Below are 20,954 nucleotides of genomic sequence, written 5' to 3'. Positions count from 1 at the left end.
CTGATTACAATGCTCGTATATCATTTATTTTGGAATCAAAAAGGGAAACGCTCTCCTAAATTAAATTCAGCTATATTCATTGTACTCTGTTGCCTCGCTACCGTACTCTGTATTACATTTGCAGCAAAAACAAATAATGGTTTTCAATTTGATATGCGCCATATTGTATTAATTGTCGGTACATTAACGGGAGGGCCTATTGCTGGTGGTTCTATCTTAGTTGTATTAAACATATATCGCTTATTATTAGGGGGGGTAGGTGTTTTCCCATCTCTTATCGGTTCTGTTCTTCTATTTATTGTTCTACTATTAACATATAAATTTTTTAATCGAACTTCTAATCGTATAAAAATAACACTTGCTATTATCTACAGTCTCACATACGGATTTATTTGGATACCCTTCTTCCTTTCAAAGGTTACAAATAAGACTGATTATATACCGCATATTATTGTGTATGAGTTATGTTCAATGCTTGGTACGATTCTAATTCTATATTTACTACACATATTACAAACTCAAGTTCGTCTCCAAAACGAACTTATAAATGCTGAAAAGTTTCATTTAATTGGTGAAATGGCAGCGTCTATCTCTCATGAAATTCGCAATCCATTAACTTCAACGAAAGGGTTTTTACAACTGTTACAATCAGATACCTGTACTGAGCAGGAACGAAAATTATATATCGACATTGCCATTAACGGCATCGAACAAGCAAATCATGTTCTTACAGATTATTTAACCTTTGCTAAACCAAGCATTGAAAAAGAACAAACATTACAGTTAGAAGAAGAATTACTACATGCATTGTCGTTAATTACACCGCTTGCTAATTTAACAAATGTACGTACTCATTATATAAAGCAAAGCACTTCTTTTTTTATCGCTGGTGAAAAGCAAAAACTAAATCAATGTTTATTAAATATTTTAAAAAATTGCATTGAGGCTATGCCAAAAGGCGGTGACCTTTATTTCACATTAGTTCCTGATCATAAGCATATTCAGTTATATATAAAAGATACAGGAGTCGGTATGGATTCAGAACAAGTAAAACGTCTTGGCTCTCCTTTTTATTCAACGAAAGAAAAAGGTACTGGACTTGGAATGATGGTCGTATTCAGTGTTGTTCAAGCTATGAATGGAAAAATTGATATTATAAGTGAAAAAGGAATCGGTACAACCTTTTTATTAACTTTTCCACTCATACAAAAAACGTGATGAAATAATCATCACGTTTTTTCTGTTCCTTCAACTAATTCAGCAAAAGCTTTCACTTTTCCGTGCGGTTGTTGATTTTCTTTACGTGCTTTCCAGGCGCGCTCTTCTTCTCGCTTCTTTTTAGACATGTTTTTTCAGCTCCTTCTTTTCTTTCTCCATGTAGTATTCCAAAATAAGAAAGAAAACTATGCACGTATCAAAAAAGAAGTGGTTTCCCACTTCTTCCACTTTAGCGTTGCAAAATTGCATGTTTCGCCTCTTTTAACTGCGTAAGATGTCTTTGTTCATGCAAATCAAGAAATTGAACCCATTGATACAAATTCAGATCATTAAAAACAGGATGCTTTAATCCATTTTCAAATAAATCTTTTTCATCTATAACACTATGAAGCGCGTGTAATAGTTCTTGGCGTGAATGTTCTAGCAATTGAATTCCTTGCTGTTTTTTCATTAAAGTTTCTGTTGGTTGCATTTGCTGAGGAGCTTCTCGTTTATGTGTGCGATCAAGCGTAAGTTGGAGGTCTTTAAATGGAGTCATGTTTCTTTCCTTTTTTTGTAAAGCATATACAAGGGCAGACGTGACAGATTGTTCAACTAAATGCAAGTGGTGTAAAATTTGAATAATGCTCCATTTATCACGGCGTGGCTTTACATTCACTTCTGTGTCATTTAACATTTCAATTTCTGATAATAGCGTGCTTCGAGTAGACTGTAATGAGTTTACTAAACTTTCTAAACTTACATCCATATTAGATTGAAGCATACTTGTTCCCCCCTTTTGTTTGTGAAAAGAGGTGCTCCTTATTAGAAACACCTCTTTAGTATTCTGAATTTTCTTTTATTATCTCATCATTTTCCCATTATGTCGATGTTAAACATGTGAAAAAAAGCGCATGTTTTTTACAATTTTGTGTCGTCAATCGCATGTAACCATGCTTCAATTTCTGTAATAACACTTTTCACACAGCCTTCAGCAAATGGTGATGTTAAATTTGCAACTTCTACTAATTCTAAGAACGATTTACTTCCACCTTGTTGGCACAGATTCACATAATCTTCCCAAGCCTCTTGTCTATTATCTCTTGCACGTTTCCAAAATTGTAGCGCACAAATTTGAGCAAGCGTGTAATCAATATAATAGAACGGCGAACTATAAATATGTCCTTGACGTTGCCAAAAACCACCGCGCTCTAAATAATCATTATCCTCATAATCACGATGCGGTAAATATTTCTTCTCTATGTTACGCCATGCTGTCTTACGCTCTTCCGGTGATGCTTCAGGATTTTCATATACATAATGTTGATATTCGTCAACAGATACACCATAAGGTAAAAACAGGAGTGCTGAACTTAAGTGAGAGAAGTAATATTTATCTGCATCTTCTTCAAAGAATAGCTTCATCCATGGCCATGTAAAGAATTCCATACTCATAGAGTGGATTTCACATGCCTCATATGTTGGCCAATTATATTCTGGAATTTCAAATTTACGACTTTCATATACTTGGAAAGCATGACCTGCTTCATGTGTTAATACATCAATGTCACCAGATGTTCCATTGAAGTTTGAGAAAATAAATGGCGCTTTATAATTCTCAATATATGTACAATATCCGCCGCCAGCTTTTCCTTTTTTCGCAACTAAATCTAATAAATCATTATCTAGCATGAAATTGAAAAATTCATCTGTTTCAGCCGATAACTCTTTATACATCGTCTTTCCATGATCAACAATCCAATCCGCATCTCCTTTTGGAGTTGGATTACCTGTAGCAAACTCAAAATTTTCGTCGTAATAAGCTAACTTCTCTACACCGATACGTGCTTGTTGTCGCTTTCTTAATTCCGTTGTAACAGGAACGATATAATCCAGCACTTGCTGACGGTAATTAGCCACCATCTCCGCATTATAATCTGTACGGTACATTCTTGCATATCCAAGTTCAACAAAGTTTTTGAAACCTAAAGATTTTGCGATTTTCGTTCTCACTTTAACAAGCTCATCATAAATACGATCTAGTTCTTCCTCATTTCCAGCTAAAAATCCGTAGTATGCTTCACTTGCTGCTTTACGTTCGCTTCTTTCTTTTCCTTGCATAAACGGAATCAGTTGCGATAACGTTCTTTCTTCTCCAGCAAAGTCAATTTTTGCAGATGCTAATAACTGTGTATATTGCGATGATAATTTATTTTCTAATTGTAAATCTTTCACGACTTCATCTGAATATGTTTTTAAATCACATTCTGCTAGAGCAAATAATTGTTTTCCATAATACGCCTCTAATTCTTCACGAAATGGAGAATTAATGAGTGCCTTATAATATTTTGTACCATATCCTTGTACAACTGGAGAGAATTCATCAAAGAAATCCTGCTCCTCCTTATAAAAAGTATCCGTCGTATCAACAGAATGGCGAATGTAACAAAGGTTTCCCATTGTACCAAAATCGTTGCGAATCTCATTAATTGAATGAATGACTTGTTTTTGTTCTTCTACAGTTTTTGCGTTATCAAACTTCTCTAAAGCAACAGTAAATTTCTCTTTTAACTCTTCAATATTTGGGCGTTTATATTCATAGTCTTTAAATGACATGAACGAGCCTCCTCTCCATTACATACCTTTATTATAATTCAATACGTATTCTCGAATCCCCTCTTAATTTTCAACAAATTTCGGCAGTGACTGCCCTGAGTTCATTACAAATAAAAAAGCCTTGGATTTATTTATCCAAAGCTCCTTTGGAACATATTATTTTTCATACTTCCCAATTTTTTTTAATAAATCAAGTAATTCATCTTTTTCATCTTTCGTTAACATTTCAAAAGACTGATGTATAACTTTCTCATGCCCCGGAAAAATAGAAGCAATAAAGTTCTCGCCAGACTCAGTTAATTGCGCGTAAATAACACGTCTGTCATTCGGACATGGGATTCTCTTTACTAATCCCTTTTTCTCCAACTTATCTACAACATATGTAATGCTGCCACTAGCTATTAAAATGCGCTCACCAATTTGCTGGAGTGGTTGACCGCCTTTATGATATAGCAGTTCTAATACAGCAAATTCAGTTGGATTTAACCCGTTACTTTGTATAGATTTATTTGTAGTATCCATAACAGAACGATGTACACGAGATAATGCAATAAATACTTTTAAAGATTGAGAAATATCTTCTCGTTCATTATTTGATGTCATACAACTTTCAACCCTTCACTTAAATTCTCAGCAATAAAAAGAAAATACCACTTCATACTTCATGTGAATTCCGAATGAGCATTCACTCATCCATTTCTTCTCCCCTAATATATTAAAAATCATTCTTGAATAAAAACATGACAATTTTAACATAGTTTATATATAATGATAATAAAAAAAGAAGGAGTACCACATTTGAAAGTCAAATTCCAAAGCATAATTATATATATATTGCTTGTTATCCTACCGACAATAGGGATTGGTGCTACATTTTATTCGTATCATACATATAAAATGAAACAGGAAAACAAATTATCTGCTCATACAGTTCTCTTTTTATATAGAGATTATTTGGATCATCATCTTGGTGAAGCAATTTCTGCTTTAGACATGCTTGCAAAAGTTGTAGGCACCGAGACTGGTAATATAAATGGCATTAAACAAATTGTACATGATACAGATGGAAACGATGCACGCTTTTCTGGTCTATATTACGCTACACCAGAAGGAGTCATTACAATCGCATCTGAAGATGAATCAAAGCCTATAGATGTTTCAGACCGTAAATATATTCAAGACGCGCTCCAAACTAAAAAAACCACTGTATCATCAGTCATTACTGATCGCGTTCTTGGACATAAAGCTATTATGATTGCTGCCCCCATATTTAATAAACAGAAGGAGCTCTCAGGATTATTATTAGCTAGTTTACGCTTTGATTACATTTCCTCTTCTTTAAATGCCATTAAACCACAATACCATTTTGAGGTAACTGATAAACATGATGTAGTTTTTCTAACCGATGATAATAACGACACAAGTGATACGCATTCTAATATGCTTACTACCCCACTCCAAAGATTGAATTGGAAGGTCTCTGTTTCTCCATTACCCATTCATCAAAAAACCTTATACCAGTGGGTTGCAATAGAGTGTATAGCTACTTTATTTTTAATGTCTATTTTATTTTTGCTTGCTCAATATATGTTGTTAAAACGTCAAACAAAACTTGAAAGACAACAAAATGAGCTACAGAAAATTGAATTAGTTGGAACTTTCGCAGCGAGTACAGCACACGAAATCCGTAATCCTCTTACTGGAATTAAAGGACTCGTCGCTCTATTAAAAGAGAAATATAAAGATGAACAAGATCAGTTCTACTTTTCCGTAATTGAACAAGAAATAGAGCGAATCAATGAAATTGTAAGTGAATTTCTTATTCTAGGAAAGCCAACCGCCATCATCGAACAAACATATGATGTAAGAACAATTCTAAATGAGGTAGCATTAATTATTCAATCTGAGGCGAATTTACATAACATTGTATTCCATTTACATTTGCCAGACCATCCTGTTCATATCCGTTGTTCGAAAGACCATATGAAACAAGTGGTTTTAAACATTACCAAAAATGCAATTGAGGCCATGACTTCTAATGATACACTAACCATTGTAGTAAAAAACAATGAAACACACGCACAACTGCATATTACAGATACTGGAAAAGGGATTCCGCAACATATTCAAAAACACCTCTTTCATCCGTTCTTTACTAATAAAGATACTGGAACAGGTCTTGGACTTGTCATATGTAAACGAATTGTAGAGATGTATAATGGGCATATTTTTATCGACAGTACAGAAAACGAAGGAACGACAGTTCATATCGAAATTCCGTTACACATAGTATAATTATCCTTATCCTATAAGGGTAATTATACTTATTTCATAAAACCAGCCACAAGCATTCGCCAAAAATTATTTGATTTTCCTTCATACCCGATTTGGAAAATAGGTATTTTTATAATTGAAAACCATTTCGGTGTTTGTTTTTCTTTATAACATTGATATTGTAAAATAAGCTTGTCCAATTCTTGACTAACTTGAATTGTCTCCCTACTATTTAGCCCACTTGTTAATCCTAGTTGAATCATTTCTTCACGTTTCATATGAATATCACGTGAAAGCTTTTCTAATGTGTACTTCCTTTTTACAGTAAACATCCATATCCCCCTTATTATACTTCCATGCTCTTAACTTCACTTCTCCATTGACTTTTTTTAACTACTTAATCATATGCAAATTTGAAGAATCAGAAAATTTAACATTTTCTCCCTGTAATTTACAAATCTTTACCCTCACTTTGAGAATTATTACAAATTATTCTATCTTTGTAAATACATTCGCAATAATAGACATTTTTTTCATCTTCTTTTTTTATAAATTCTACGTAAACCGGGGATTCTTAATTTTCCACCTACTTTTCTTCGACATTTTTTGTTTAATTTATATAAAAAAGCAAAACATAATGATGATTGATAAAGTGAAACTTTAATCAGTGTTTTTTTGTTCAGCCCCCACTGATAATTAGCATTCACCAATCGGGTAGGCAGTGAATCTCCCACCTATCCAGCCCAATGTTGAGGTGGGAGTCTTACTACCCACAAATAGCAGGATAACAATAGAAAGGAAATATTTATATGCGAAAATATACGATTGCATTATTCATCATTGTTTTGTTTTTACCGTCTTTCTTATTTCCTATTCAAGCAAATGCTCATACGAATAAAGTTGCTATTGTCATTGATGATTTCGGTAATAATATGAAGGGGACTAATCAAATGTTATCACTTCCCATTCCACTCACTGTTGCTGTTATGCCTTTTCTTCCTTCCACAAAAGAAGACGCAATAGCTGCCCATAAGAAAGGACATGAAGTTATTATACATATGCCAATGGAACCTATAAAAGGTAAAAAAGAATGGCTTGGGCCGAAAGCAATTACAACTGATTTAAGCGATGAAGAAATAAACAACCGACTTGAACAAGCGATTCAAGAAGTACCGCATGCAATTGGAATGAACAATCATATGGGGTCAAAAGTAACAGCGGATGAAAGAATTGTTCGCCTTATACTTGCTGCTTGTAAAAAACACGGTTTATTTTACTTAGATAGTAAAACGAATCCTAATAGTGTCGTCCCAAAAATCGGAAAAGAATTAGGAGTTCCTATTATTGAAAACCAACTATTTTTTGATGATGTATATACAGCAGGGCATATTTCAAAACAAGCCCAATTACTCATCAAAAAAATTCAAGAAAAACCTATTATGGTAGCTATCGGGCATGTGGGCCCCCCAGGTGAAATTACATCACGCGTTATTGAAACTTCTATCCCTAAAATTCGTGAGCATGCAGACTTTATTTTCTTATCTGATCTAGCATTATCCCCGCCTCCTGTTTCAAAATAAAGTTCATTACTCACATATAATCAGCCCTCACCAATTGGGCTTTTACGGGCAGTCCGCCCCCACTTAACTTCTTTGCTTGCGCTGAATTTTGAGGCGAAGATCTTACTGCCCACAAATAGCGGGACAAAAAAGTACCTATCTATATATAACAGATAGGTACTTTTCTTTTTAACTTAAATATAATCTACATGACTCACTCTGAATCCTTTTTTCTCTATTTTTCCGATTAATTGCTTTAATTTTGTTTCATCTAACTCATCTGATATATTTACAATAACGCGGCGGATATATTGATCACCGTTATCTAGCGTAAATAGGCCACCGATATTATATGCTTTTAACAATGTCCCAAGCTCTTTAATCGTTCCCTTACAATCTTGTGTTGCAATTGTTAATATATAACCACCTGTTCGCATACCAAATGAATCTTCAATAACATCAAATATATTCGAATGCGTTAACATACCGACAAATTCATTATAATCATTTAGCACGGCTAAAAACGGAAGCCGACGAATTACATAAAAAGCTCTGAAGAAGGAATCCTTTTCAAAAATAAATGCATTAGAATCATCGAGCATATCTCCTGCACTTACATGCTCTAATCCGCTATTGCATTTTTTTTCTAATAAATCTACTTTATAAATAATCCCTGTGAATTTCTTCTCATCTTCTGCTAATACCGGGATGGCTCGAAATCCCGTTTCGTTCATCATTTGCAGTGCCTCTTCACCAGAATCATTTATTTTGCAAAATGTTACTTGCTGCTTTGGCAGAAAATGATATTTAACTCGCAAAATATGTTCCTCCTTACATGTCAACATGTAATCTATATATAATAAGGAGACCTATATTTTATGAGTGAAATTATTTTTAAAACGCTTTCATTTGTTTATTAACTTGTAGCTATATCACATCCATTTTTATATAACAGAGCTCCTTGCCCCCTTAATCATTAATAACTTTACATGATAGTTCATTAAATATTCTATACCCTCTAGCCATTTTTTCGCCTCTTCTGGCGTTTTTCCCCACACAATCATGCCGTAATTATGAACAAGAACTACTCCTCCACCTTCAATGAAATTCGGAACATTCCTTTCTAATAAATCAGCGAATTTTTTTTCATCTTCTACAATTGGAATTGTCATTTCTGTTATACCTTCTTTTCCGAAAACACGCTCCACACTGCGTTTATCGAACGTTACTTCTCCTTCTTCCCCATATAACTCTGATATTAAATGACTATCTACAGTCTGCACTTGTAAAATACATCCTGCACTACTTTTTTTATAAATATCCGCATGCATAAATGACTCTGCAGCTGGTTTTTCTTCATTTTCAAATACTGACTCGCACATGCAATTTACGACAATAAAATCTTCTTCCGAAAATAGCCCTTTATCTCTTCCCTCAACATTTACTAAGAATGTTAACGGCTCTTTTGACGTACATAGCGATAAGCTAATTTTGGTACCATAAAACCAATCACGAAGTGCCAATTCAGATTTCACATCTTTTAATTCATTCCATTTCTTCAGAAAAAATAACATTTCGTCACCCCCGGCATAATATTCATATAAGGTTCGAATCCTTTCTATGTAAAAGGAATATTTTTTGATTATTCTAAAAATTAATTGAATTATCACATGAGAACGCTTTTTTGTCAATATAGTTTCGTGGTTCTTCTTTAAAATAGGCTATTCATATGTCTATACTCCTATCTATTTCCTATTTCATTTTGTACATAAAAAATACGCTACTCTTTAATTAAAGAATAGCGTATTTTCCTCATTTTTTATTCCGCATTAACGGGCAGCCCGATTAGTGAGGGCTAATAATCAGTGGGGAATGAACAACCCCCCCCACTGATTAAAGTTTCACTTTATTTCTTTATTGCATTATATAAAAACTGTGCATATTGTTCACGTGTTACGAAATTATCTCCTAAAAAATTCCCTTCCCCGTCGCCTTTTGATATTTTATTATCCACTAAAGCTTTCACATATCCTTTCGCCCAATGGCCATTTGGTATATCTTTAAAATTCTCTGCACTATTTTCATTTTCTTTTAACTGAAATACTCTTTGTAATACTACTGACATTTCATATCGAGTTAATACTCCATCTGGACGGAACATACCATTTCCATAGCCTGTCATAATTCCAGCTTGAACCACTGCATCAATAGCCGTTTCATACATATTTCCTTTCGTATCTGTAAATGCCGTTTTTGGTACTAGATTATTTTCTAATTTTAAATACCTTTGTATTAGAAGAGCTACTTGTCCACGAGTAATGTTATCACCAAATCCAAATTCACCATTTCCATAGCCTATAAATAATTTTTCTTTCGCTAAGTAATTAATTGCTTCTTCTGACCAATGTCCTTTTGGTACATCTTTAAATTCTACCACTTCTGTTTTCTCATCTTCTTTAGACGTATTACCGTCTTTACTTTCTACTACATTTTGAATAACAGACCCTGTAAAGAAAATTCCTGTATCCGCGAATGGATCTTTCACACCAAATTCATATATTTTCTCACCTGGTGTACTCCATTTCACTACGCCATTACTATACGTACCATTATCGCTCTTCAGACGGATTTTCGTAGAAACTTCACCATCTTTTTCATATATAGGTACTTTTATTTCTTTATTTACTTCTGTTTCCTCTAAAAATACTTTTTGATTTTGGACATTAATATAAGTCGTCTTACTTAGTTCTATAACTGGTCGGACATCACGAATTTCATTTGCAACAAAACTTAGAAATACTAATTTTTTCAAATTACTAACTGGTGATAAGTCTGAAATATAATTCGCTTCTAAATCAAGCTTTTGTAAGTTTACTAAACTTGATAATGGCGTAATATCCTTTAACTCATTGTTAGGTAAGTGTAATTGTTTTAACTGTGTCATCTTACTTAGAGGAGTAACATCTTTTATTTCATTTTTCCCGATCCACAATTCTTCTAATTGCTTCATTTGCTCAATGCCGGATAAATCTTTAACTTTATTACGTGTTAATACTAAGTCTGTTAAAGGTAATGAATATAACGCTTTAATATCTTCAATTTGATTACCTGCTAAAGTTAAGTATGTTACATTTTTCAAAGCGCTTAATGGAGCAACGTTCGTAATTTTATTATTTGCTAAATTCAAGTAATCTAGTTGTTCCATTTTCGCTAATGCTGTTACATCTTCTATTTGGTTGCCTGATAGAAATAAACTTTTTACATTTTTCATTTCAGTTAGTGGTGCAACGTTTGTAATTTTATTATTACTTAAATCAAGAGATTCTAAATTATCCATCTTAACAAGTGGCGTTACATCTGAAAATTCATTACCACGCAAAGCTAAATGACTTAATTGCTTTAAGTTCGCAAAGAACGACGGATCTTTTATCTTCGCATTCGCAACTGTTAAAGATTTTAAATTTGGCATATATTTTAATGCACTATAATCAAGTATCTCATTCGTATTTAAAAACAAATCCTTTACTTGTAATAACTCTTCTTTCGTAATTGGTGTATTTAAATCTTTTCTATTAAATACTTTTTTATTCACAAGTTCTCTTAATTTGTTATCTGTTATCATATTTTGATTATCAACTGGATTATCCGTTTCCGTATTGCCTGAATTAGAGTTATCATCTGGTTTCTCTGTTTCTTTGTTACCTACAGTTGGATCTTTAATTTCAAATTGAACTTGATATTTGTGATCATATCCAATAGCTGGAATAAGTATATGCATTTGCATATTGTGCTTCTTCTCAAACTCACCAATTTCAAATTGAACTACTTTCGTTCCATTCTTCCTCTTATCTTCTGACAAAACCTTCACATCATGAAATACACCAGGCTGGTTTCTATCTTCTATTCTAAGATATTGAAAATAATCACTATCTTGCATTGTTACAGTGACAATTTTTTTGCCAGCTGCAATCGTTACTTTAGGATCTTTTATATATTGAGAAACCATAGATGGCTCATCTTTTTGATCCTTATATATTTTAATCTCAGTATCATACGTGCGATCACTCGCTGCTGCTACCGATTGATTTGCTTCAACTTTTAATGCCGCTAATGCTGGAGTAGAGTACGTAGCAAATGGAATTGCTAATGTTGTCGCTACTACTAGCGCCTTCATGTAATTTTTTTTCAAAATAATATCCCCTATCATATATAATCTTTACAATTGATAAGTATTATCAATTATCCACAAATAAATGATAATGAATATCATTATCATTGTCAATGAGAATATTACATTAAATTTATATTTTTAAAGATAAAAAAATAAAAAAGCCCTTTATTCAAAGGGCTTTTTTACCTATCGTATGAAGAATTTCACTTTTTTCCTTCTCATTGATGACACCGATTTTTTGCAAAATATTCGCGTACAATACAAGTTTATTATATATTCGTTCTGACATGTTCTCCCTTCTTTCCTTCGACCAACTTTTTTTGTATTGGTAAATTATATGAAAGAGGTGAGAAAATGTGTCCACTTTTTGCATAACTGCAAATCTTTTATTTTACGATTTACAGATAATAAAACTCCCTCCTAAAAATTAGGCGGGAGTTTATGTGCTTTCACTGTATTTAACAAACTGTCCACTGAATATTATGCTTCTTAAGTTCTTCTTCAAAGCTATATGGCATTTTTTTATCACAAATTACGTGTTGAATACGCGAAATTGCTGCTATACGATAATTCCCTTTCACTCCTACCTTCGTATGATCACATAAAATATATGTTTTCTCAGCTAATTTCATCATAGCCTCTGACAATTTCGCTTTCTCTAATTCAAAGCTGGAAACTCCAAAACTAGGTAATAACCCATCAATCGAAACGAACGCTTTATGAAAATGAAATTGCTGTATGACTTGCTGAGAAATAGACCCTGATACACGCGAATGCTTTGGAGATACTTTTCCACCTATAAATAAAACTTCACCGTGAAACATCTTTTTATTAATAGAAGAAATTAATTGTGTTGCGACTGGAAATGAACTTGTTACAATCGTTAAGTTTTTACGATGAACAAGGTATGGAACCATTTGAAGCGGTGTACTTCCATCATCAATTGCAATGACATCACCGTCTTCTACAAATGTCGCTGCTTTATAACCAATTCTTTTCTTCTCTTCTATATGTAGCATTTCTCTTTCTAACATTGGTGCCTCTACTCCAGCGCCTGGAAGTTGAACAGCTCCACCATACACTTTTTTCAGCTTCTTTTCACGATCTAATTCTTCTAAATATCGACGAATCGTTTCTGTTGATACAGCAAATTCTCTCGCTAATTCTGAAACCTTTACTTTCCCTTTAAATTCTACCTTTTCAAGAATGGTTCGCTTTCTTTCTTCTCCTACTACAGACATAGCTTCACCTCATTTATATCTCCCTTATAAACTTCCTTACTTATACAAAGCTATAATTTTCTTTATAAGTAGAAACTTCTTCATGAATATGAATACCGCGCTTTGCTAGCTCATCAAAAATCAATTGTGGATTTTCAAAGGCTTCTTCAGGCGTAACAACACCCACCCTATTTACATTTCCATTTGCAATTAACTCTGCAGCAATCCCAAATGGAATACCGACGTTTCTCGTATACGCTCTTAATTTTTCCCATCCTACAACAGAACCATCAGATAACGGATGTGTATGATATAACACATGTCTTTGCTTCTCATTATTTTTCATACCTATTACTTCTACATGAAGTGCATAACCATAAAGCTCTGTTTCTTGCCCTTCTTTCGATTGCAATAAATACTGTGAAATACAATCCATAATGCCTATTTCTTTCCCGTTTATTTCAATCTGATCATTACGCAATATGCCGTAATCATATAAAGCACGTACAAGTTGCATATTTTGCTGTGGCCAAGTTCCTCTCGTCTCTATCAGTTTGACACCTTTATTTTCTAGTGCCTTTGCTAGCGTAATCGTTTCAGAATGCGGAATGATATACTGCGTTGCCTTACCATAAGGCTCTGGCAATTCTATTTCTCTCGGACGCGCAAACGGAGGTACTTGCTTAAATTCACCATCTTCATACACTGTACGCGATGGTAAATATGGATCATATTCATATGTCGTTGTCTCTGTAATTGATGCAGAAAAAGCAATCGGACGATACGAACCGTGACTTACACGGACAGACTCTACAGTATCCAATTGATTTGCTGCATGCATTGCCATCATTTGCGTTACACCTGGCGTCATGCCAAATCCAGGTAAACATATCTTTTCATTTTCAACAAATATAGCATGCGATTCATTTTCTTCACCAAATCCATTTAAGTTCACACCGTGACAGCCTGCTTCTGCAATACAGCGGGTCGACAATCTGTTTAACTTTATCGTCGTACCGTCCATTACAATGTCATAACCAATCATTTTTGCAACCGTATCCTCGTGATTCTTTACATCTACTTTTACAAAATCAACACGAGGGTCGTTGAGCCATTCTACTACTTTACGGCCCTCTACCTCGTTAAAATCAGCTACTGTAATTGTCTCAAAAGATGAAAATTGAACTAAATCCAAAATAGCTTCGCGACAAATTTTACCTGCTCCACCTAAGCAAAATACTTTCACCCAATAACAGCTCCTTTAGCAATACTATCAACTAAGCGATTAATATCTTCTTCATGTACATCACCGATATTTCCAATGCGGAACGTATCTACTTTCGAAATTTTTCCAGGGTAAATAACAAATCCATAACGCTTTAATTCGTTATATAACTGTTGAAACTCGAATCCCTCTTTTGGATAAATGAAAGATGTAATAATAGGAGATTGATATTCCTCATCTACTAGTGGCTTAAATCCGATTTCTCCCATTCTATTTACTAGTAGTTTTTGATTGTTGTAATATCGATTGTAACGCGCTCTTACTCCTCCCTCTTTTTCTAGTTCAAGTAGTGCTTGATAAAAAGCATGTACAACATGTGTAGGTGAAGTAAAACGCCATTTCCCATTTTGTTTTTCCATCGTTTCCCATTGATCATATAAATCAAGAGATAAAGAGCGTCCTTGCCCTTTACACTTCAATAATTCATCACGTTTTGCGATTACAAATCCGAATCCAGGAACCCCTTGAATACACTTATTCGCACTACTAATTAAAAAATCAATTTGTAAATCAGCAATGTCTATTTCAATCCCGCCGAAACTACTCATCGCATCAACAATTGTAACCTTTCCATACTGTTTTCCTAATTTACATACATCTACAATTGGATTTATAATGCCTGTCGTCGTTTCGCAATGAACAACTGCAATATGCGTAATCTCTTTATCTTCTTGCAATAACTTCTCTACTTCTACAATATTAGTAGGTTCCCACTCTTCTGTTTGACTGACCACTACATCAATCTGTAACATCTCTGCCATTTGCACAATGCGCTTACCGTACGCACCATTTGTACAAACGAGAAGCTTCCCATTTGCCGGAATAACAGAACCAATTACTGCTTCAACTGAAAACGTACCGCTTCCTTGCATTAACACTGTTGTATATTTCTCTTCTTCCTTCGTCGCTAACGATACAAGTTTAGCTCTTACTTCTTGCACCATCGTATTATATTCATCATCCCACGTACACCAATCGTATAGCATAACTTCTTTTACTGATTTTGTTGTCGTTAATGGTCCTGGTGTTAATAATAAGTAGTGATTTTCAGTCATGATCCTATTCCCCTTTTATGAAATAATAAGTTCTTGTTTCTCGATATGTTCCATTACGCTTTCGAGTTCCTGCATCGTTTCTATCGTAAAGTGCGCCCCATTTTCAACGAAACGATTGCGAACTACTTCTATTTTTTCACGAAGTTCTACCGAATCCATATTCTCCACTTCCTCTTCCGTTAAACCGAGCTCGCTACTGCCAAGAATTACACCCACTGTCCACATTCCAGCATTTCTACCTTCTTTCATATCTGATACTGTGTCCCCAACTTTTATCATATGGTTCATCGGATACACACCAAGTTCCATTGCATTTTTATAGCACATCCATGGATATGGACGGCCTGCTGGAACATCATCTGGCGTAACAAGAAAATCAGGTTTATATCCTTGTAACGCTGCTTCCTTTGCTACAATATCCATCATTTCTCTCGTATAACCAGTCGTTGAACCAATTTTAATTCCTCTTTCACGTAAAGAAGCAATCACTTCTTTTACTCCATTAATCGGCGAAGCATAGCGCGGTAAAATAGCGAAGAGAATCTCTTCAAATTCTTCATACATCTCCTGAATGTCTGCTTCTGTTGGTAATTGTCGGAAAACACGATTCCACTCACTCGCAATACGAGGCATCTCAGTAAGTGCCCTTACATGATCTATTTTTAATAACCCCATTGGCTTACGAGCTTCTTCTGCTGTAATTGCTACACCCCGTTTATGAAAAATCTCCATGAATACTTCTAGTGGTGCAAAACATCCGTAATCAACTGTTGTCCCTGCCCAATCAAAAATAACTGCTTCAATTTTCATTCTGTCCATCACCTTTCTTACTTATCTTTTTTGCCATTGTGAAGTTCGGTTACGAAGTGCTTTCGTTCCCCATTCATATACAACTCTTACTACAATATTTGTAACAACAATAAGCACACTCATTGCAGCTGCTGGCGCCACATTTCCTGCATCATCCATATTTACGATTGATACGGCAGCTAGTTTAAAATCAGCTGCATATAGGAATACAACTGCCGATACAGTTACCATTGAATTTACGAAGTAGTACATTACCATTTCTAAAATTGCTGGTAAACACATTGGTACCGTTACTCTAAAGAATGTTTTATAAAACGGAATACCCATCGACTGCGAAACAAGCTCAAACTCTCGATCTAATTTCTTTAAAGCAGTCGTTGCCGTGACAAATGTTACAGAATAAAAATGAATGATATTTACTAGTACTAACACAGCGATTGTTCCGTATAAAGAATGAAACGGGTTCGTTACTGATAGTCCCAAAATTTGAATCGTTGGTTGACTAAAGAAAAAGACATATCCTAATCCGAGTACTAAACCTGGTATGGCTAAAGGAACGATAGAGAAAAAGTAACCTGTTTTTCGGAAGAATTGTAGCTGGTCTATTTTCTCAATTGCATATGCAAATACAAATGTTAAAATCGCCCCAATAACTGCTGTAACTGCTGAAACAATTACGCTATTTTTAAATGCTTCAAGTCCATCTCCTGTTAAACTCGAAAAATTAAAATGCTCAAATGTAAAACTCATATTATATGGCCATACTTTCACACTTGCAGCAATACCAACTGCCACAAATAACAAAATGATCATAAATGTAATCACACTACAGTATATGAATGAGATGACATCTCTTTTCTTATTAGCTATTATTCTGTATGGTACTGCTTTTGAAGATAAGAAATTCGCCTGCTTTCTTTGCGTAATACGATCAACTGCAAATGCGAATATAGCTGGGATTAATAAAATCATTCCAACTGTTGCACCCATCGACATATTTTGCTGTCCAATTACTTGTTTGTATACGTCAGTAGCAAGCACATTATATTGTCCACCAACAATTTTTGGTGCCCCAAAATCAGTGAAACTAAGTGTAAACACAACAAACATTGCACTAATTAATCCGTACTTTACACTAGGTAAAGTAACCGTGAAAAATTGTTTTGTTTTACTCGCCCCTAGCATATTAGAAGCTTCATATAAACGATAATCGGATCCTTGAAAGGCAATTAGTAATATGAGAAAGGCTTGCGGAAATGTATACATAACTTCAGCTATTACAATTCCTACTGGTCCATATAAAGGGATTTGTATACCTTCAAATAACCCAAACATTCCTTTCGTTACTAGCCCTTGATTACCAAATAAATATGTAAGTGCTATACCGTGCATCATCGTTGGTGCAAACAATGGTAATAACGCTACATACTGAAATACACGCTTTCCAAAAACATTCGTACGGGCAATCGCATATGCGTAAACGAATGCAATTGAAACTGAAATAATTGTTGTTGCGCCCGAAATCCATACCGTATTTTGTAAAGACTGAACTAAAGTCGGTGTTGTGAAATATTTACTGAAATTCGCTAAACCAATGAAAACTCCATCTTTATTATAAAAAGCTTGTGTAAATAGTTGTAATAGTGGTAATACAAGTATGATAAGGAAGGAAAGAATCATACCAATAATTACAAGCCTTTGGATCCATTCCTCTTTCCCTATACTTCTCTTAATCTTTTTTTTCGCACTTTCTACCTTGTAGTTTTCTAACATCTCCATCTATACAATGACCTTCTTTCCATATGACAACATATGATTTTCTGAGAAAGAGATTTGAATCGGCTTTCCTTTTCTAATATCAGCTACTTCTACTTCTGATGCTAATATATCCACTACAATTTTCTCATTATAAAGGTATGTGTTTTCTTCTACGACTCGCACTTCCGTCCGATATACAGATCCACGAAACTCCATACTTTCCACAACTGTTTTAATACCGTCCTTTTGTACAATTGTTACATGTTCAGGACGAATTGCATGCTCTTCGTTATTTTTCGAAAAGAAATTAATAGAACCAATAAAATCTGCCACAAACGGATTGGCTGGTCTTTGATAAATCTCCTCTGGTGTTCCAATCTGCATAATTTCCGCATGATTCATTACAACAATTTTATCAGCCATCGTTAATGCCTCTTCTTGATCATGCGTGACCATAATAGTTGTTACTCCTACTTTCTCTTGCAAATCACGCATTTCTCTACGTAACTTTTCACGTACTTTCGCATCTAAAGCAGATAACGGCTCATCAAGTAACAAAATATCTGGAGACAGAGCGAGCGCACGTGCAAGTGCCACTCGCTGCTGTTGTCCACCAGACATTTGAGCAGGATATTTATCTTTTACATTCAGTAAATCTACAAGTTTTAACGCCTCTAGCGCTTTCTCTTTTACTTCTGCTTTTCCATATTTTTTTGTCTTTAAGCCGTATTCAATATTTTCAAGTGCTGTTAAATTCGGAAATAATGCATACGATTGAAACACCATTCCGAAGTTTCTCTTTCCAGGAGGTAATGCTGTAATATCTTTTCCATTCACAGCTATACTACCTGTTGTTGCCTCTTCTAGACCTGCTAAAATTCGAAGCAATGTCGTTTTCCCACAACCACTTGGGCCTAATAAACATACAAACTCATTTTTGTTCACAGTAAAAGAAATATCTTTTAACGCTGTAAATGCATCAAACTGTTTTTGAATGTGTTGAATTGATAAATATTCGCTCATTTTTTCTCTCTCCCACTCACTTACTTTTTCGGTTCTGCTTTTTGGCCAAACTCTTTTTCCCATTTTTCTAAAATTTTGTCACGATTTTCTGCTGCCCACTTAAAGTCATTCTTTTTGTATAACTTTTCTGTTACATCTTTAGGGAATCCATCTGGAAGTTTATAATCATTTTTAATTGTCGCAAATCCATTTTTCTCGAAGTATAACTTCATTACATCATCAGTAATCGCCCAATCTAAAAATGCTTGCGCTAATTTTTCATTTTTTGCATTATCTTTTTTAATAAGTGCGTTCGCTTCTACTTCCCAACCTAATCCTTCTTTCGGCAATACAACTTCAACTGGTGCACCTTTTTGTTTCTCTTTCAAAGCACTATAAACCATTGATACGCCAACTGGATATTCACCCGCTCCTGCTAATTTCGCTGGTTTTGATCCTGAATGCGTATAACTTGCCATATTATCATGAAGTTTCTTCATGTAATCCCAGCCTTTATCTTCACCCATGATTTGTAGCCATGCAGAAACTGTTAAAAATCCTGTTCCAGATGATGCTGGATGTGGCATAACAAGTGTTCCTTTATACTCTGGTTTCGTTAAATCTTCATATGATTCTGGCATCGGTAAATTTTTCTTCTTTAACTCTTCTTTATTTACAGCAATCCCCGTCATAAATGCAGTATTTCCTACCCATTTTTCAGGTTGCTTATCATCTTTAAATTGTGGAAGAACACGATCTGCTCCTTTTGGAGAGTATCCTTTTAACATATCTTTTTTATCTAAAGCTAATAGACTTGATGCCGCAGTTCCCCATACAACATCTGCTTGTGTATTTTTCCCTTCAGCTAGCAATTTCGCAGTAATAACTCCTGTTGAATCACGTACAATGTTCAATTTCACATCAGGATATTTCTTTTTAAAGGAATCAAGATAAATTGGTACAAGTTCTTCTTCAATTGCTGTGTAAACAGTTAATGATCCAGATAATTTGTCATCTTTCACTTTCGCTCCAGCACTTTCTTCCTTCTTTGCACCACACCCCATTAATAACGAAAATACCATTCCAGTCGCTACAGCTTTAAAGATTGTTTTTTTCACTGTTTCTCTCTCCTTTTACAAATCTTATGTACAACTCAAATATAAACAACTAGTGTAAAAGCAGTATTAAACCAACATTAATCTTTTGTTTGTTGTTTGTTTTTGTGTAATACGTTGCTACTTCTATGTTTTTTCGCATTTTTCCGCTAATAGAAAACACTAAATTTACAAATAATTAAAAAAACCTTTATAATCCCACAAAAAAATGAGGCGTTTGTAAAAAACGCCTCATTTTTGTTTCCCTTTTTTTGAATTACGATTCGCATACTTTGCGCTATTTTCTCCTTCATACTCTAATGCAAATTCTGCATCTGGTAAGCTTTCTTTCGGAGTTTTATTATTATTGATTGCCGCATTTTGTTTCACTTTTCTTTTTACCAATACATTCACCTGCTCTCAAGAAATCACTTTCTACTCTAGTTTGAAACAACTTAAAATAATTATTACTGGCAAGTGTTAACAAGTACATAAGAGGCGTTAGATGGAAATACTACATATGAAGAAATCATTATAAAAAGGAGCGATAATTTTGAAGAAAAAAGAAAAGATTCAATCACCCATTTTAGACGAAACGCTCCCGCATCAAATGAATTTTCCATCTTTTAAAGGAACAGGAAAAACGATGCAACAACCTTTTGTGAATCAATATAATGTTGTAATTGGAGACAGTAAATATAATTCCGAGAACAGTCCGCTTAACAATTGGAGTGATGAAGTAGATCCTGCCATTATGGCTGGCGATGAGTGGATCCATCCGACAAATGATATTGGGTGGATTTCAGAAGAAAATCAAGAGTTACTAAAAAACGAAGTGGATAATAAAAATGAAGCTTTTATGCATCCACAATTTGGCATTAACGACTAAAAAACCATTCTACCTAACGTAGGT

Annotated in this window: 20 protein-coding genes; 4 read left to right on the top strand and 16 right to left on the bottom strand. The window is 34.4% G+C overall.

What is annotated here, in order from left to right; genetic code table 11:
• Positions 1-9: 9 nt before the first annotated feature.
• Positions 10-1,218, top strand: coding sequence for a sporulation sensor histidine kinase KinB (gene kinB, locus MKY21_RS06820; protein WP_000964153.1), 1,209 nt, complete (start codon positions 10-12; stop codon positions 1,216-1,218).
• Between the two features lie 11 nt (positions 1,219-1,229).
• Here the strand turns inward: kinB and MKY21_RS06815 are convergent, their stop codons facing one another.
• The 4 genes from MKY21_RS06815 to MKY21_RS06800 all read right to left on the bottom strand — a co-directional run bounded on the left by MKY21_RS06815 (position 1,230) and on the right by MKY21_RS06800 (position 4,416).
• Complete coding sequence (locus tag MKY21_RS06815; protein ID WP_000038355.1) at positions 1,230-1,346, bottom strand: DUF6254 family protein; 117 nt, start codon at positions 1,344-1,346, stop codon at positions 1,230-1,232.
• A gap of 101 nt (positions 1,347-1,447) precedes the next feature.
• Positions 1,448-1,981: a DinB family protein gene (locus MKY21_RS06810; protein WP_000941970.1), complete on the bottom strand. Its 534-nt coding sequence runs from the start codon at positions 1,979-1,981 to the stop codon at positions 1,448-1,450.
• Positions 1,982-2,118: 137 nt separating this feature from the next.
• Positions 2,119-3,813, bottom strand: a complete 1,695-nt coding sequence (locus MKY21_RS06805) for a M3 family oligoendopeptidase (RefSeq protein ID WP_000008576.1) — start codon at positions 3,811-3,813, stop codon at positions 2,119-2,121.
• A 156-nt stretch (positions 3,814-3,969) separates the two neighbouring features.
• Complete coding sequence (locus MKY21_RS06800) at positions 3,970-4,416, bottom strand: MarR family winged helix-turn-helix transcriptional regulator (protein WP_000203336.1); 447 nt, start codon at positions 4,414-4,416, stop codon at positions 3,970-3,972.
• Positions 4,417-4,611: 195 nt separating this feature from the next.
• On the opposite strand from MKY21_RS06800, the gene MKY21_RS06795 reads away from it, so the two are divergent.
• Positions 4,612-6,108 carry a DUF3149 domain-containing protein gene (locus MKY21_RS06795; protein WP_000865053.1) on the top strand — a complete coding sequence of 499 codons (1,497 nt, stop codon included), beginning with the start codon at positions 4,612-4,614 and terminating at the stop codon, positions 6,106-6,108.
• Positions 6,109-6,137: 29 nt separating this feature from the next.
• Here MKY21_RS06795 and MKY21_RS06790 read toward each other — a convergent pair whose 3' ends face one another.
• Positions 6,138-6,419, bottom strand: a complete 282-nt coding sequence (locus tag MKY21_RS06790; protein WP_000495536.1) for an aspartyl-phosphate phosphatase Spo0E family protein — start codon at positions 6,417-6,419, stop codon at positions 6,138-6,140.
• 477 nt (positions 6,420-6,896) lie between these two features.
• Here MKY21_RS06790 and MKY21_RS06785 point away from each other — a divergent pair, with 477 nt between their 5' ends.
• Positions 6,897-7,667, top strand: coding sequence for a divergent polysaccharide deacetylase family protein (locus MKY21_RS06785; RefSeq protein ID WP_001234107.1), 771 nt, complete (start codon positions 6,897-6,899; stop codon positions 7,665-7,667).
• Between the two features lie 173 nt (positions 7,668-7,840).
• On the opposite strand, the gene cbpA is transcribed toward MKY21_RS06785, so the two are convergent.
• The 11 genes from cbpA to MKY21_RS06730 all read right to left on the bottom strand — a co-directional run bounded on the left by cbpA (position 7,841) and on the right by MKY21_RS06730 (position 20,446).
• Entirely contained in the window at positions 7,841-8,464 is a 624-nt protein-coding gene (cbpA, locus tag MKY21_RS06780; protein WP_001264207.1) for a cyclic di-AMP binding protein CbpA, read from the bottom strand.
• A 126-nt stretch (positions 8,465-8,590) separates the two neighbouring features.
• Positions 8,591-9,220 (bottom strand): class II aldolase/adducin family protein, encoded by a 630-nt coding sequence (locus MKY21_RS06775; RefSeq protein ID WP_000896005.1) that lies wholly within the window; start codon positions 9,218-9,220, stop codon positions 8,591-8,593.
• Between the two features lie 332 nt (positions 9,221-9,552).
• Entirely contained in the window at positions 9,553-11,853 is a 2,301-nt protein-coding gene (locus tag MKY21_RS06770) for an NEAT domain-containing leucine-rich repeat protein (RefSeq protein WP_080119182.1), read from the bottom strand.
• A 422-nt stretch (positions 11,854-12,275) separates the two neighbouring features.
• Positions 12,276-13,058, bottom strand: coding sequence for a DeoR/GlpR family DNA-binding transcription regulator (locus MKY21_RS06765; protein ID WP_000117667.1), 783 nt, complete (start codon positions 13,056-13,058; stop codon positions 12,276-12,278).
• Positions 13,059-13,098: 40 nt separating this feature from the next.
• Positions 13,099-14,283 carry a saccharopine dehydrogenase family protein gene (locus MKY21_RS06760; RefSeq protein WP_016117450.1) on the bottom strand — a complete coding sequence of 395 codons (1,185 nt, stop codon included), beginning with the start codon at positions 14,281-14,283 and terminating at the stop codon, positions 13,099-13,101.
• On the bottom strand, positions 14,280-15,377 hold the full coding sequence (gene phnW / locus MKY21_RS06755; RefSeq protein WP_000138231.1) for a 2-aminoethylphosphonate--pyruvate transaminase: 1,098 nt from the start codon (positions 15,375-15,377) through the stop codon (positions 14,280-14,282). The genes MKY21_RS06760 and phnW overlap by 4 nt, the downstream gene beginning before the upstream one ends.
• Before the next feature lie 15 nt (positions 15,378-15,392).
• Positions 15,393-16,187, bottom strand: coding sequence for a phosphonoacetaldehyde hydrolase (gene phnX, locus MKY21_RS06750; protein ID WP_000687366.1), 795 nt, complete (start codon positions 16,185-16,187; stop codon positions 15,393-15,395).
• 21 nt (positions 16,188-16,208) lie between these two features.
• Positions 16,209-17,966 (bottom strand): putative 2-aminoethylphosphonate ABC transporter permease subunit, encoded by a 1,758-nt coding sequence (locus MKY21_RS06745; protein WP_000425514.1) that lies wholly within the window; start codon positions 17,964-17,966, stop codon positions 16,209-16,211.
• Complete coding sequence (locus MKY21_RS06740; RefSeq protein WP_000006191.1) at positions 17,967-18,968, bottom strand: putative 2-aminoethylphosphonate ABC transporter ATP-binding protein; 1,002 nt, start codon at positions 18,966-18,968, stop codon at positions 17,967-17,969.
• Between the two features lie 20 nt (positions 18,969-18,988).
• Positions 18,989-20,065: a putative 2-aminoethylphosphonate ABC transporter substrate-binding protein gene (locus tag MKY21_RS06735; RefSeq protein WP_000750895.1), complete on the bottom strand. Its 1,077-nt coding sequence runs from the start codon at positions 20,063-20,065 to the stop codon at positions 18,989-18,991.
• Positions 20,066-20,293: 228 nt separating this feature from the next.
• A complete protein-coding gene (locus MKY21_RS06730; RefSeq protein WP_000240799.1) occupies positions 20,294-20,446 on the bottom strand; it encodes a hypothetical protein in 153 nt (50 codons plus the stop codon).
• 148 nt (positions 20,447-20,594) lie between these two features.
• Between MKY21_RS06730 and MKY21_RS06725 the strand changes: the two genes are divergently transcribed.
• The gene (locus MKY21_RS06725) at positions 20,595-20,930 is read left to right on the top strand and encodes a DUF3905 domain-containing protein (RefSeq protein ID WP_000726028.1); all 336 of its coding nucleotides are present in this window, start codon (positions 20,595-20,597) and stop codon (positions 20,928-20,930) included.
• The last annotated feature ends 24 nt before the right edge of the window (positions 20,931-20,954 follow it).

The organism is Bacillus sp. FSL R9-9497 (assembly GCF_038005805.1).
Taxonomy (GTDB): domain Bacteria; phylum Bacillota; class Bacilli; order Bacillales; family Bacillaceae_G; genus Bacillus_A; species Bacillus_A cereus.
The sequence above is the reverse complement of the archived record's forward strand: the minus strand, read 5'-3'. Positions and strand labels throughout refer to the sequence as shown.

Excerpts from the sequence above, each read along its gene's own strand:
- MKY21_RS06810 (WP_000941970.1), bottom strand. The coding sequence starts at position 1,981 with ATGCTTCAATCTAATATGGATGTAAGTTTAGAAAGTTTAGTAAACTCA.
- MKY21_RS06785 (WP_001234107.1), top strand. The coding sequence starts at position 6,897 with ATGCGAAAATATACGATTGCATTATTCATCATTGTTTTGTTTTTACCG.
- phnW (WP_000138231.1), bottom strand. The coding sequence starts at position 15,377 with ATGACTGAAAATCACTACTTATTATTAACACCAGGACCATTAACGACA.
- MKY21_RS06775 (WP_000896005.1), bottom strand. The coding sequence starts at position 9,220 with ATGTTATTTTTTCTGAAGAAATGGAATGAATTAAAAGATGTGAAATCT.
- kinB (WP_000964153.1), top strand. The coding sequence starts at position 10 with ATGCTCGTATATCATTTATTTTGGAATCAAAAAGGGAAACGCTCTCCT.
- MKY21_RS06740 (WP_000006191.1), bottom strand. The coding sequence starts at position 18,968 with ATGAGCGAATATTTATCAATTCAACACATTCAAAAACAGTTTGATGCA.
- MKY21_RS06815 (WP_000038355.1), bottom strand. The coding sequence starts at position 1,346 with ATGTCTAAAAAGAAGCGAGAAGAAGAGCGCGCCTGGAAAGCACGTAAA.
- MKY21_RS06790 (WP_000495536.1), bottom strand. The coding sequence starts at position 6,419 with ATGTTTACTGTAAAAAGGAAGTACACATTAGAAAAGCTTTCACGTGAT.
- MKY21_RS06765 (WP_000117667.1), bottom strand. The coding sequence starts at position 13,058 with ATGTCTGTAGTAGGAGAAGAAAGAAAGCGAACCATTCTTGAAAAGGTA.
- MKY21_RS06800 (WP_000203336.1), bottom strand. The coding sequence starts at position 4,416 with ATGACATCAAATAATGAACGAGAAGATATTTCTCAATCTTTAAAAGTA.
- phnX (WP_000687366.1), bottom strand. The coding sequence starts at position 16,187 with ATGAAAATTGAAGCAGTTATTTTTGATTGGGCAGGGACAACAGTTGAT.
- MKY21_RS06770 (WP_080119182.1), bottom strand. The coding sequence starts at position 11,853 with ATGATAGGGGATATTATTTTGAAAAAAAATTACATGAAGGCGCTAGTA.
- MKY21_RS06805 (WP_000008576.1), bottom strand. The coding sequence starts at position 3,813 with ATGTCATTTAAAGACTATGAATATAAACGCCCAAATATTGAAGAGTTA.
- MKY21_RS06745 (WP_000425514.1), bottom strand. The coding sequence starts at position 17,966 with ATGGAGATGTTAGAAAACTACAAGGTAGAAAGTGCGAAAAAAAAGATT.